Raw genomic sequence first — 12023 nt, 5'->3', positions numbered from 1 at the left:
TCAGATGGAAAACCCGCGGGCGAGTTCCCCCGGGGCCGGCTCGGTGCGACCACCCGGTGCGGCTACCCGGCGATGGCCTCGCGCACCGCAGCCACCAGGTCCTCCACCGTGCGCTCCTTCTGCACGAGCACGGTCACGCCGAGCAGGCTGGCCTGTTCGCAGAGCTTGTCGCTCAGGAAGCCCGAGGCCATGACGACGGGCAGGTCGGGGTTGAGCCGCTTGGCGGCTTTCACCAGGGCCATGCCGTCCATCGCGGGCATGTTGAAGTCGGTCACCAGCAGCCCGGTGTCGCCGCGCTTCGCGCGCAGCCGCTCCAGCGCCACCTGCGGGTCGAACTGCGCATCGACCACGCAGCCCTCGCGCTCGAGCAGGGCCTGCATGGTGGTGAGCATCACCGGGTCGTCGTCGACGCAGAGCACCTTCAGGCCTTTCAGCGACGGTGGGCGTGGCGAGATGCTGCGCCGGTCGCGCGCCGTGGGGTCGGCCGGTGCGGACACGGGCAGGTGCACGTGGAAGGTGCTGCCGCGCCCGGGCGTGCTATCGACCTCGATGCGCCCGCCGTGCGCCTCAACGATGCCGTGTACCGCCGAGAGGCCGAGCCCGGTGCCCTGGCCCACCGGCTTGGTGGTGAAGAAGGGCTCGAAGATGCGGCTCTGCACCTCCGGTGGCATGCCGCAGCCGTCGTCCTTCACCCACAGGTGCGCGTGGGTGCCGCTGTCGGCATCGAGGCCGATCTCGATGCGCCCGCCGTGCTCGCGCATGGCATGCCAGGCGTTGGTGCACAGGTTGATCAGCACCTGCTGCAGCTGGTTGGCGTCGACCTCGGCGAACACGTCGTCGTGCGCGCCGGTGGTGTCGAGCGCCACGCTGGCGGGCAGCGTCGCGTGCAGCAGGCGCACCGCCTCGTCGACCAGCGGGCGCAGCGGCTGGCGCAGGCGCTGCGTGGCCTGCTGGCGGCCGAAAGCGAGGATCTGCTGGACGAGCGAGCGGGCGCGCTCTGCCGAGCTCGCGATGGTGGTGAGCGCTGCGTGGCCCGCGCCCTCGGGCGGCAGCGCATCGCGCGCCAGCGCCACGTTGCCGAGGATGGCGCCGAGGATGTTGTTGAAGTCGTGCGCGATGCCGCCCGCCAGCGTGCCGATCGATTCCATCTTCTGCGCCTGGCGCAGCTGCCGCTCCAGCGCTTCGCGGTGGGCCTCGGCGAGCTTGCGCTCGGTGATGTCGCGCTCCACCGCCACGAAATGGGTGCAGCGACCGTCGTCGTCCTGGATCGGGCTCAGCTTCAGCTCGACCCAGTAGGTCTCGCCGGTCTGCCGGTAGTTGATGAGCTCGGTCTCGATCGGCCTGCCGTGGCGGATGGCATGGCGCAGCGCATCGAGGCGGTCGCGCTGCGTCATCGGCCCCTGCAGGCGGCGCGGGCTGCCGCCCACCAGCTGATCGGGCTGCCAGCCGCTGAGCCGCTCGACGGCCTGGTTGGCGAAGAGGATGGTGGGACCGGGCGCCTGCACCTGGGCGTCGGTGATCATCACCGCGTCGTTGAGGTAGCGCACGCAGGTGTCGAGCAGGCGCAGCTGCGCGAGCATGCTCTCGCGCTGGGTGATGTCGCGGGCATGGAGCGTCAGCCCGTTGTCCATGGGGAAGAGCCGCAGCTCGAAGCGGTGGCCCGAGCGCAGCTCGGTCGCTTCGAACTCGAGCGGCTGCTGGCGTCGCATGGCCTCTTCGCAGCGCTCGAGGAAGGGCGCTTCAACGACCGTCGGCGGCAGCACCTGCGCCAGGCTGCGCCCGAGGATGTCGTCGCGCGTCAGCTGCACCAGCCGCTCGAAGGCGGCGTTGACGAGCTGCACCCGCCCATCGGACCCCACGGCAAGAAAGGGGTCGGGGATGCTCTCGAAGGTGGCCGAGAGCCGTTCTGCCAGGCGCTGGATCTGCAGCAGGTGCGACTTGCGCTCGGTGATGTCCTGGCAGGCGCCGCGCAGGTGGGTGATGCGGCCTTCAGCATTGCGCATCGCCTCGCCGATGGCGCGCACCCAGCGTGTCGGCCCGCTGCCGGCCGGTTGCAGCACCAGCTCGTGGTCGAAGGGGATGCCGTCTTCCAGGCACGCCGCCACCGCCTGCGCCAGGAAGCTGCGGTCGGGCTCGACGTAGAACGCGAGCGCGTCCGCCAGGTTGGGCGAGAAGCCGCGCGGCATGCCGTGGATGTCGGCGACCACGTTTGACCACACCACGTTCTGCTGCGCGATGTCGAGCTCCCAGGCGCCCAGGCGCGCCACCCGGCCGGCGATGGCGAGCAGCGAATCGGACTGGCGCTTCGCCTCGGTCGACGCCGCCTCGGCCAGCACACGCAGGCGCTGCTCTTCCAGCACGACGACGACCTGGAGCGCCAGGCTCTCCAGGTCGGCCTGCTGCTCCGGCGTGAGCCGCCGTGGCTGCCGGTCGAGCACCGCGAGCGCGCCGAGGCGGTGGCCGCCCTCCACCTGCAGCGGCACGCCGGCATAGAAGCGCAGGCGCGGCTCGCCGGTCACGAGCGGGTTGTCGGCGAAGCGCGGGTCGTCACGGGCGTCGGGCACCTGGAAGAGACCGGGGCCCTCGATGGTGTTGGCACAAAAGGCGATGGCGCGCGCCGTCTCGCGCACCCCGAGGCCGATCTCAGCCTTGAACCACTGGCGGTGGTCGTCGACCAGCGTGACCACGGCCATGGGCGTGCCGCAGAGCCGGGTGGCGAGGCGGGCGAGCTCGTCGAAACGTGCGTCGCGTGGGGTGTCGAGCACGCCGTAGGTGGCGAGCACGCGCAGGCGCTCCGCCTCGGCACCGTGGGCTTCGTCTGCGGAAAGATCGGTGCTGGCCATCACGCGACCCTCTGCGTTGAGCGGAACGGGAACCGACGTCAGGAGCCTAGACCTGATTCAGTCCGCGCGCCAGCCGTTTTTCCTCGGGCTCAGCCCGGCTTCTTCTGGATGCTGAAGTTGCCATCGGACTCGAGAAACGCGTACTTCAGGTCGGCAAGCTCGCAGTCGTTCTCGCGCAGCGCCTTTTCCAGCTCGCCGATGCCCACGCGCTCGCGCTTGAGCACGTCCTCGAAAAGCTTGCCGTCGCGCCCGACGAGCACGGGCGTGCCCTCGGTGATCTGCTCGACCTTGCGGCTGCGGGCGCTGGCGACCGCGAAGACGACGTTCAGGAAGACGAGCGTTCCCGCGACGATCAGCCCCCCGGTCACCGAGTGGTCGTCTGCCGAGAGCGCATTGCTCACGCTTTCGCTCAGCAGCATCACCACGATCAGATCGAAGGGCGTGAATTGACCGATGGTGCGCTTGCCGGCGATGCGCACCATCACCATCAGAACGAGGTAGACGATCGCGGCGCGGGCGACGAACTCCCACCACGGCACGCTGAGGTCGAACATGGACTCTCCTGGCAGTTGATCCGTCCGGATCGCCGGCAAGGGGTGTACCCGGCCCCTTTTGGAGGGGCCGGTGCCATGGCGCGTCCGCCAGGAGATTGCGTCAGTAGAAGTAGCGGTACACCCCGCCCTGGAAGTAGCTCGTCGCGATGAAGGCGCCCGGCGTGCCGAAGGTGCCCGGGTCGACGACCACGCCGCTCAGTTGCGTGAGGCCGGTCCACAGCTTGAAGGTGGGGCCGAGGCCGGTCTTGTGCACGAAGGTCAGCGAGTTGAGCCCAAGGCCGTTGACGATGCCGATCTCGGCGGCCACCACCCAGTCGCCCTTGACCGTGAGGTCGTCGAGCGTCTGGTTGATCGTGGTCTGGTAGAGCAGGATGGGCAGGCCGGCCGAGCCGTCGCTCTTGACCGCGATGCGCCACAGGTTCTGCCCGCCGACGAAGTAGACGTGGCCGTTGTTCACCGTCACGCCGTTGTTCAGCAGGTAGAGCGGCGAGCCGGGCAGCCACTCGGTGATCGTGTGGTCGAGCGTCAGGGTGTTGGTGATCCTGAGCTTGACGATGGCCGACTTGGTGCCGAGTGGCGCCGAGGGCGTCATCAGCAGGGTGTTGTTGTCGAGCACCGTCATCCCGTTGTACCAGACGGGGGTGGCGAAAGGCTTGCTGACGACCTCGGCGGCGGTGCTGCTGGTGGCCGCCGGTTTCACGCGGAAGAGCGCGGCGCGCTTGGGCGGCGCGAGCAGCGGGATGGCGGCGGTCTTGTCGGCCACCGTGCAGGCTGCGTACAAGTAGGTGTTGTCCGCAGTCATTCCCGAGTAGTCGCACTGGTCGGCTCCGTATACGGTGCTCACCAGCAGGCAGACGGTGAAGCCCGAGCCCGTGTCGATCTTGCAGTGTGGGCTGCTGTCGGCCGTGCGCTTGACTTCATGGATGCCGTGCTGGCCCCCCACGTAGTAGCGGCCGTTGAGGAAGACGCCGCGCTCGGTCGACTTGATGAGCGAGGGCGACACGAGCTGGTCGGCGTGCGCGGTGGCAGGCGCGGTGGCGTTGAGGCCGAGTGCGACGGCGCACAACAGCAGCGACTTCGACAGGAGTGTGTGCATGAAAAGTCCTTGGTTTGTCTCCGGGATGGGTGCCCCTGCAGCCGCAGGGCCCGGCGTTTGTAGGCACGCGGCGATGCCGGTTGAATACCGAAATCGGGTTAAGCCTTGACGCGTCTTGACATGCCGATCGACGCAGACCTGCAGTGGCTGCACCTGCTCGACCAGCTGTATGCGCTGGTCGAGACCGAAGGCAGCGATGCGGCGCTCGCCGGCGTGGTCGACCAGTGGCCCGAAGCGTGGCGGCCGCTGGTGCAGTGCTGGGCCGCGCGCATCGGCGCCGGCTCGATACAAATCGCCGCACCCTGGGCGCTGCCATCGACGCGTCAATCGCCAGGACGCGAGGCGGGTCTTCTGTCTCACAGACGCATCACCGGCCACCTCATTTGGGCGCGGAGCCTCGCGCCCGAGGGCTTCACGGCCGACCAGGCGCGCGAATTCCAGCTGCTGTGCTCGCACCTGCACACCGCGTGGGCGCTCCGCTCGTCGCTCGATGCGGCGCAGGCGAGCCTCGCGGCGCTGCACGAGGTGGTCGACGCGATGCCGCTCTCCATCGTCGTGCTCGACGAGCACGGCGAGGTGGTGCTGCTCAACCGCCACGGCCAGGCCTGGCTCGCCCGCACCGCGCGCGCCTGCCTGCAGGGGCGGCGGCTGCACCTTCTGGCACAGCACGCCGTGTTCGAGCGAGCATTGCAAGGCTTCATGGCCAACCCGGCACGGCCCCAGCGGCTGCAGCTCGAGGGCCTGGACCTCCACCTGAAGCAGCTCGCCTGCCCCACGTTGAGCGTGCTGCTGCTGGTCCACGAGCGATGCGACCCGGCGCGCCTGCGCGAGATCTCGTCGCCGCCGGCGGCCCTCGTGCAGCAGATGCAGGGCCGCTTTGCGCTCACCGACAAGGAGCTGCCGCTGGCGTGGAACCTCGCGCAAGGCATGCCGCTCAAGCAGTACGCCGCGCTCTCGGGCCGTTCGATCGAGACGCTGCGGTCGCAGCTCAAGTCGGTCTTCCGCAAGCTCGGTGCGGCCGACCAGAAAGGCCTGGGCCGCGTCGTGTTCGAGGCCCTGCACGCGGTGATGCTGCAGGCCCTGGGCGACGGCCTGGCCACGCTCGTGGCCGCCCGGCCGCCGGCCTCGTTCCAGCACCACCGCGTGGAGCACCTGACATGGCCCTAGCCACGCAGAGCGGCCCGGTCGAGGCCCTGCTTGAAGCCATCTACCAGTCGGCCCTGCACCCCGACCAGACCGGGCGCCTGCACCAGCAGCTGCTGTTCCACTTCCGCGAAGACCGCAGCCGCGACGACACGCCGCTCACGCGCGTGATCCTCGGCCACATCCAGCGGGCGCTGCGCCTGGGCGCGGCGCATTCGGCGATGCAGCGCGAGCGGCAGCGGGTGATGGCCGTCATCCACGCGGTGGCGCCGCCCATCGTGGTAATCGACGGGCACCGGCGCATCCTCGGGATGAACGTCGATGCCGAAACACTGCTCGGCCGCGGCGGCCTGTTCGGCGCCGAGGGCGGCGTGCTCTGCTGCCGCGAACCCGACCTCCTGGCCGGGCTGATGGCGCAGGCGGATCGCGAGGCCTATGCCTGCGCGCGCCTGGGCCTCGAGGGGCAGCCCGGCCTGCTCGCCTACCTCTACAGGAACCAGGTGCATCCCAACCGCCCGGGCGCGGCGTCGTATTCGCTGCTGCTGATCGACCGCCAGCGCTGCGTCACGCAATCGATCGTCGGGCTGGGCCAGCGCGCGGGGCTCACCGCGCGCGAGATGGAGCTCATCGACCTGTCGCTGCAGGGCCTGGAGCTCGACGCGATCTGCGAGCGCACCGGCATCACGTTGCACACCCTGCGCCAGCACATCAAGAACATCTACACCAAGACCGGCGTGCACAACCAGAACGCGCTCTTCGCGCTGGTGCTGCGCAACATCGTGCTCGAGCAGGCCGGCAGCAGCCACAACGCGCAGCTCCTGCCGCACATCACCGGCCTCGCGCACACGCGGCTGCTGCGCCTGGGCGACGGCCGGCAGCTCAGCTACGCCGAGGTCGGCGCGCCCGATGGGGTGCCGGTGCTGTATTTCCACGCGCTCAACGCGTCGCGCCTGGAGCTGCTGATCCATGCGGAGCGCCTGCGCGAGCGCGGGGTGCGCCTGATCGCCATCGACCGGCCGGGCTACGGCCGCAGCTCCTTCGTGGAGCGGCGCGACTACCGCGAGTTCGTCGCCGACGTGCGGGCGCTGCTCGACGAGCTGCAGCTCGAGCGCGTGCACCTGCTCAGCGCCTCGGCCGGCAGCGCGCATGCGGTGCACACCGCGTGGGCCCTGCCCGAGCGCATCGGCAGCGTGCAGTGCACGGCGGTCGTGCCGCCGATCGACCACATCCTCGCCTCCGGTTCGCCCTCGACGCTCAACGGCATGATGAACCAGTTCTTCCGCGTGGTGCCGAGCCTCCTGCGGCCGGCGATGGAGCTTGCGCTCTTCGGGCAGACCGTCGAGTCGCTGCTGAAGTCGATGACCTCTGCACGCGGCCACAAGGCCTTCAGTCTCGCCGAGCCCGACATCGCCTACATCACGCAGCCGGAGCACCTGCCGTATTTCGTGGCGCTGACGATGGAATCGCTGCACCAGGGCCCGCGTGCGTGGGCGCTGGAGAGCGTGCTGCTCAACCAGCCGTGGTCCATCGACCTGCGCGAGCTGCGCGTGCCGGTGCACCTGTGGCACGGCACGCACGACGGCCTGGTGCCGATGGACATGGTGGAAAGCTTCCGCCAGGCTTTGCCCCAGGCCGAGCTCACCGTGCTGGAAGGCGACACGCACATGCTGGCCTTCCGTAACATCGATCGGCTGGTGGACGCGATCCAGCACGCCGAAAGGACACCATGCGACGACGCCGTGCGCTGACGGCCCTGCCGCTCCTGCTCACCCCGGGCCTTGCGCGCGCCGAGGTGGCCGAGCCTGCACCCTTCGCCGGCTTTGAGCGCCGGATCGACGAGCAGCTCGCCGACGTGCGCAGCGTGGTGGTGCTGCAGCGGGGGCGCACCGTCTTCGAGTACCACCGCAGTGGCTTCGGCGCGGAGTCGCTGCACAGCGTCGAGTCGGTCACCAAGGGCGTGCTGTCGCTGCTGGTCGGCATCGCCCTCGCCCAAGGGAGGCTCGCCGATCTCGACCGGACCGTGGTCGAGCTGCTGCCCGAGCTGGCCGGCGTCAACGCCGACCCGCGGGCCCGCACGCTCACCGTGCGGCACCTGCTGACCATGACGGCCGGCTTCGAGGGCCGCAACCGTCGCTTCTTCGACCCCAAGGGGCTGGCCGCGTTTGCGATGAGCCGCAGGTTCACCGCGAACCCTGGCGAGGTCTTCCGTTATGACAACCCCGGCGCCAACCTGCTGGCGGCGGTGCTGGCCAAGGCGGTGGGTGCGGAGCCCGCGGCCTATGCGCAGCAGCACCTCTTCACGCCGCTCGCCATCGAGCGCACGGAATGGGAGGCCGACTTCGAAGGCCACAGCCTGGGCTTTCGCGGGCTGCGGCTGCGCACGCGCGACATGGCGAAGCTGGGCCAGCTGATGTTGCAGCGTGGCGCATGGCACGGCCGGCCGCTGGTGCCCGACGCCTACCTGGCCGCTGCCACCGAGCCGCGTGGCCGCGGCGGCCCGCCCCTCAACCTGCCGTATGGCTACCTCTGGTGGCTGGCGCCGGCCGCCACCGGCCGGTCCGCGACCTTCTTCGCGAGCGGCTTCGGGGGTCAGCTGATCTGGGTGCACGAGCCGCTCGAACTGGTGGTCGCGGTCACCTCCGAGGTGTCGGAGGCCAGCAATGCACGTGGCCAGGCGGTCGATCTCGCACGCGGTGATGTCGTCCGGGCTGCCGCGATGCCGCCCCGGGCGGACGCTGCATCGGCCGCCTCACGCTGACGGCACGTGCCTTGCCGGACCTGGGGGCCAAGAGGAGACGCCCATGCCCGAACTCGACCCCACGACCCTGCAGGACCTGAGCCGCCAGCTCGACGCCCGAGAAGCCGAGCTTGGCCGCGAGGTGCAGATGGTGTCTGCGGAACAGGAGGAGACACCCTCCCGCAGCCCGCGCAACCAGGTCGAAGACGACGGCGAGCGCAGCGAGCAGAACGCCCGCGAGACCGTGCGCCATGCCGAGCGCCAGCGCGACATGCTGGAGCTGCGCGAGATCGCCGCCGCGCGCGAGCGCCTGCAGGCCGGGCGCTACGGCGTCTGCATCGATTGCGGCACCGAGATCCCGCTCGCCCGGCTGCAGGCGCAGCCCTGGGCCGCACGCTGCATCGCCTGCCAGGAGAAGCACGAGCAGCGCGTGACGCCCGAGCCGCTCGTCCGGCGCACGATCTAGGACGGGCGGCCCTTGCGGCGCACCGGCAGGTAGATCTCGACGAGCGAGTTCGGGTCGCCCGGGTCGAAGGCTTCGTTGTAGCGCTCGAAGTAGGGGCCGGGCACCTGCTCATAGTCGGACCCCGGCAGCAGCGTGTGGAAGATCTCGCCGAAACCTGCGCCCAGGCCCGAGAGCGGGTAGCGGAAGACCGCGTAGTGGCCGCCGGGGATGGTGAGCGTCTCCATGCCGGCCGGCGTGCGGCTGGACGGGGCCACGGCCAGCGCGGCCCAGTAGTCCAGGCGCGACATGTCGGGCGAGTCGCTGTGCATCACGCCGTAGCTCACGCCCTGCTCGGTCGGGCGTTCGATCTCGGCTTCTCGGCTCATGAAGCGCGGCCACAAGGCCGGGATGTCGGGCGACATGGGCCGGGTCTGGATGTGCAGGCCCATCACGGTGAAGGCAGGGCGTTCGAGGATGTGCAGGGGCATGGCGAAAGGTCCTTCCAGTTGACGCGGAACGGCAGCTCGATGGCTGCTCTGTACCACGACGAACGGGAAGGGCGCGTTTCGACACCCGGCCGATCAGGGGAAACCCGAGACGGTTATCCGGCGACCGCCTTCGGCGGCGCGTGGGTGTAGTGAAACACCTTGGCGACGATCTGCCATCGGCCCTCGAGCTTCACCAGCGTGAGGAAGTCGATGAAGTGCTTGGGCGGGATCGAGCACGCCACTTTCGCGAACGCCGTCACCGGCCCGGCGAACTCGATGCCGAGGATGCGGTCGGTGCGTGCATGGCCCTGGCTCGCCGGCGACGGCCGCGCCTCGACGATGGGAAAGTACTGCGCCATGTCGAGCGTGAGCAGCGTGCCGTCGGTCGCGCAGTGGTAGCGGGCCTCGGGATGGAAGACACGCCGCAGGCGCGTGGTGTCGCTGTGGTGCAGGCCGTCGAAGTAGTCGGCCAGCACGGCGCTCACCTCGGCAAAGGCTTCGGCGCCGTTCATGAGCGTGGCCTCGCACGCCAGGCCGGCACGCTGAGGCCGGCGACGCCCCAGTTGTCGAGCTCCACTTCGTCGATCACCACATAGGTGGTCGCCGGGTCCTTCTGCAGCACCTGCTGCAGCAGTGCAGTGACGCCGGCGATGAGCTCGGCCTTCTGCTCGCGTGTCACGCCTTCGCGCGTGACCTTGATGTTGACGTAGGGCATCGCTTGCTCCTTCAGTTGTAGCGGCGCACGAGGTCGGCCACACGCTGGCCGAAGGCGCGCGCGGTGGCCAGGTCGCCGGCCGCGAGTTCGTCCACGCCCGCGTCGGCCGGGGTCGTGGCCATCAGCCCGGCGAACGACGCGAGGTAGTTGAGGTCGTCACGCGTCGAGGCCTTCACGTTCGCCGGCGGCATGCCGGTGCTGGCCCACACCATGCCGTGCTGCTGCGACAGCGTGAACATCGCGTGCAGCGCTGCGAGCTTGTCGCCGTTGATCCCGGCGCTGTTGGTGAAGCCGGCGGCGAGCTTGTCCTTCCAGCCCTGCCTGGCCCAGACGCTGGAGCTGGCATCGGCGAACTTCTTGAACTGCCAGCTCACGTTGCCCATGTAGGTGGGCGAGCCGAACACGATGGCGCGCGACGCGGCCAGGCGCTCCCAGGCCTCGGGCGGCAGTTCGCCCTGCGCGTCGATGGCCAGCAGCGTGCCGCCGCTGCCCTGGGCCACGGCCTGGGCCAGCTTCTCGGTGTGGCCGTAGCCGCTGTGGAAGACGATGCTGATGGGGGATGACATGGGGTCCTCGGAAGGCAGTGGATGAAGGCTTGTCAGCGTATTGATGCGATGGCCATCGATAAACTGGCTGTCATGCACTTCATTCATTACACGAGGTAAGCCGATGGCGCGAGAAACCTCCGGCGTGATGCTGGGCAGCATCGAGCTCTTCTGTGCGGCGGCCGAGCTGGAAAGCTTCACCGCCGCGGCCACGCAGGCGGGCATCACACCGGCCGCCGTGAGCCGGGCGATCGGCCGGCTGGAGGAGCGGCTCGCGGTGCCGCTCTTCGTGCGCAGCACGCGCCGCATGCGCCTCACCGATGCGGGGCGCGCGTACCACGCGCAGTGCCGGCAGGCGCTCGCGCAGATCGTCGAGGCCGAGCGTGAGCTCACGGGGCGGCAGGCCGAGGCGGCGGGGCTGATCCGCGTCAGCGCGCCCACCACCTTCGGCCATTCGGTGCTGTTGCCGCTGCTGCCGGCCTTTCGCAGGCGCTATCCCAAGGTGAGCATCGAGGTGCAGGTGAGCAACCGCAACGTCGACTTCACCGAAGACAGCTTCGACCTCGCGATCCGCGCCCGCACGCCCCCGGATTCGGGGCTCGTCGCGCGCCAGCTGCTCGACGCCGAGCTGGTGGTGGCGGGTGCGCCGTCCTACCTGCGCAAGGCCGGCAAGCCGAAGACGCTGCAGGACCTGGCGGCGCACGAGTGCATCCAGTTCCTGCTGCCGCGCACCGGGCAGAAGGTGCCGTGGGAGTTCCGCGACGACGGGCGCGACGTGCAGGTCGAGACCGATGGCCACTACACCGTGACCGATGACGTGCTGGCCACGCTCACCCTCGCGCGCGCCGGCGCGGGGCTGGTGCAGACGCACCGCTACCTGATGGAACAGGACCTGGCCGACGGCACGCTGGTGGAGGTGCTGCAGCGCTTTGGCGGGCGCTCGCGGCCTTTCTCGCTGCTCTACACGGGCACGCGCCACATGCCGCTGCGGGTGCGGCTCTTCATCGATTTCCTGGTGGAGCAGTCGCAGCGCCTGCAGCTCGAGGGGCTGGGCGCGCTCACTCGCCGTCGGCGGTGAACTCGATCAGTCGCCAGCGGCCCTGCACCGGGCCGAGGTAGAAGCCATAGGGCTTGCACCACAGCACGAGGCGGCCGTCTTCGGCCTGCGGTTCGGCGCGCTGCAGGCACTGGCGCACGCGCGGCGTGAAGAGCGCCGGGGCGGCCTTGGCGAGGAAGGCTTCGCGCTGCAGCGGCTGGCTGTCGAAGAGGAAGGGAAACTGCGTGAGATCGGCGATGGCCTGGCCGCCCGGCGTGGCCGCAGCGTCGCGCAGCTGCTTCACGAAGGCGCGGCCCTCGGCGGGCGCCGCATTCGTTTCAGCCGCGAACGACCCGCATGCCAGCACGACGGTGGCAAGGTAGAGCGCGGTCGGTGGCTTGAGCTTCATGTGCAGGCGGCT

Annotated in this window: 13 protein-coding genes; 5 read left to right on the top strand and 8 right to left on the bottom strand. The window is 69.9% G+C overall.

What is annotated here, in order from left to right; translation table 11 throughout:
• Positions 1 to 62 precede the first annotated feature (62 nt).
• The 3 genes from JI745_RS14185 to JI745_RS14175 form a co-directional block, all read right to left on the bottom strand.
• Positions 63 to 2843: a PAS domain-containing protein gene (locus tag JI745_RS14185; protein WP_201807943.1), complete on the bottom strand. Its 2781-nt coding sequence runs from the start codon at positions 2841 to 2843 to the stop codon at positions 63 to 65.
• A gap of 89 nt (positions 2844 to 2932) precedes the next feature.
• The gene (locus JI745_RS14180) at positions 2933 to 3397 is read right to left on the bottom strand and encodes a DUF421 domain-containing protein (protein WP_201807934.1); all 465 of its coding nucleotides are present in this window, start codon (positions 3395 to 3397) and stop codon (positions 2933 to 2935) included.
• 100 nt (positions 3398 to 3497) lie between these two features.
• The gene (locus JI745_RS14175; protein ID WP_201807932.1) at positions 3498 to 4493 is read right to left on the bottom strand and encodes a hypothetical protein; all 996 of its coding nucleotides are present in this window, start codon (positions 4491 to 4493) and stop codon (positions 3498 to 3500) included.
• 120 nt (positions 4494 to 4613) lie between these two features.
• Between JI745_RS14175 and JI745_RS14170 the strand changes: the two genes are divergently transcribed.
• The 4 genes from JI745_RS14170 to JI745_RS14155 are packed head-to-tail and all read left to right on the top strand — an operon-like array spanning position 4614 to position 8839.
• Complete coding sequence (locus JI745_RS14170) at positions 4614 to 5660, top strand: hypothetical protein (RefSeq protein ID WP_201807930.1); 1047 nt, start codon at positions 4614 to 4616, stop codon at positions 5658 to 5660.
• Entirely contained in the window at positions 5651 to 7384 is a 1734-nt protein-coding gene (locus tag JI745_RS14165) for an alpha/beta fold hydrolase (protein WP_201807928.1), read from the top strand. Before JI745_RS14170 ends, JI745_RS14165 begins: the two co-directional genes overlap by 10 nt.
• The gene (locus JI745_RS14160; RefSeq protein ID WP_201807919.1) at positions 7363 to 8394 is read left to right on the top strand and encodes a serine hydrolase; all 1032 of its coding nucleotides are present in this window, start codon (positions 7363 to 7365) and stop codon (positions 8392 to 8394) included. The genes JI745_RS14165 and JI745_RS14160 overlap by 22 nt, the downstream gene beginning before the upstream one ends.
• Before the next feature lie 43 nt (positions 8395 to 8437).
• Positions 8438 to 8839: a TraR/DksA family transcriptional regulator gene (locus JI745_RS14155; protein ID WP_236674992.1), complete on the top strand. Its 402-nt coding sequence runs from the start codon at positions 8438 to 8440 to the stop codon at positions 8837 to 8839.
• Here the strand turns inward: JI745_RS14155 and JI745_RS14150 are convergent.
• The 4 genes from JI745_RS14150 to JI745_RS14135 all read right to left on the bottom strand — a co-directional run bounded on the left by JI745_RS14150 (position 8836) and on the right by JI745_RS14135 (position 10587).
• Positions 8836 to 9306, bottom strand: coding sequence for a GyrI-like domain-containing protein (locus JI745_RS14150; protein WP_201807918.1), 471 nt, complete (start codon positions 9304 to 9306; stop codon positions 8836 to 8838). The genes JI745_RS14155 and JI745_RS14150 overlap by 4 nt on opposite strands.
• Before the next feature lie 113 nt (positions 9307 to 9419).
• The gene (locus JI745_RS14145; RefSeq protein ID WP_201807916.1) at positions 9420 to 9818 is read right to left on the bottom strand and encodes a nuclear transport factor 2 family protein; all 399 of its coding nucleotides are present in this window, start codon (positions 9816 to 9818) and stop codon (positions 9420 to 9422) included.
• Positions 9815 to 10021 (bottom strand): 4-oxalocrotonate tautomerase family protein, encoded by a 207-nt coding sequence (locus tag JI745_RS14140; RefSeq protein WP_201807915.1) that lies wholly within the window; start codon positions 10019 to 10021, stop codon positions 9815 to 9817. Before JI745_RS14140 ends, JI745_RS14145 begins: the two co-directional genes overlap by 4 nt.
• 11 nt (positions 10022 to 10032) lie before the next feature.
• Entirely contained in the window at positions 10033 to 10587 is a 555-nt protein-coding gene (locus JI745_RS14135; RefSeq protein WP_201807914.1) for a flavodoxin family protein, read from the bottom strand.
• Between the two features lie 103 nt (positions 10588 to 10690).
• Here JI745_RS14135 and JI745_RS14130 point away from each other — a divergent pair, with 103 nt between their 5' ends.
• Entirely contained in the window at positions 10691 to 11644 is a 954-nt protein-coding gene (locus JI745_RS14130; RefSeq protein WP_201807913.1) for a LysR family transcriptional regulator, read from the top strand.
• Here the strand turns inward: JI745_RS14130 and JI745_RS14125 are convergent.
• Positions 11625 to 12011: a hypothetical protein gene (locus JI745_RS14125; RefSeq protein ID WP_201807912.1), complete on the bottom strand. Its 387-nt coding sequence runs from the start codon at positions 12009 to 12011 to the stop codon at positions 11625 to 11627. The two genes, JI745_RS14130 and JI745_RS14125, sit on opposite strands and share 20 nt — an antisense overlap.
• Positions 12012 to 12023: the final 12 nt, after the last annotated feature.

The organism is Piscinibacter sp. HJYY11 (genome assembly GCF_016735515.1).
GTDB lineage: Bacteria > Pseudomonadota > Gammaproteobacteria > Burkholderiales > Burkholderiaceae_C > Rhizobacter.
The sequence above is the reverse complement of the archived record's forward strand: the minus strand, read 5'-3'. Positions and strand labels throughout refer to the sequence as shown.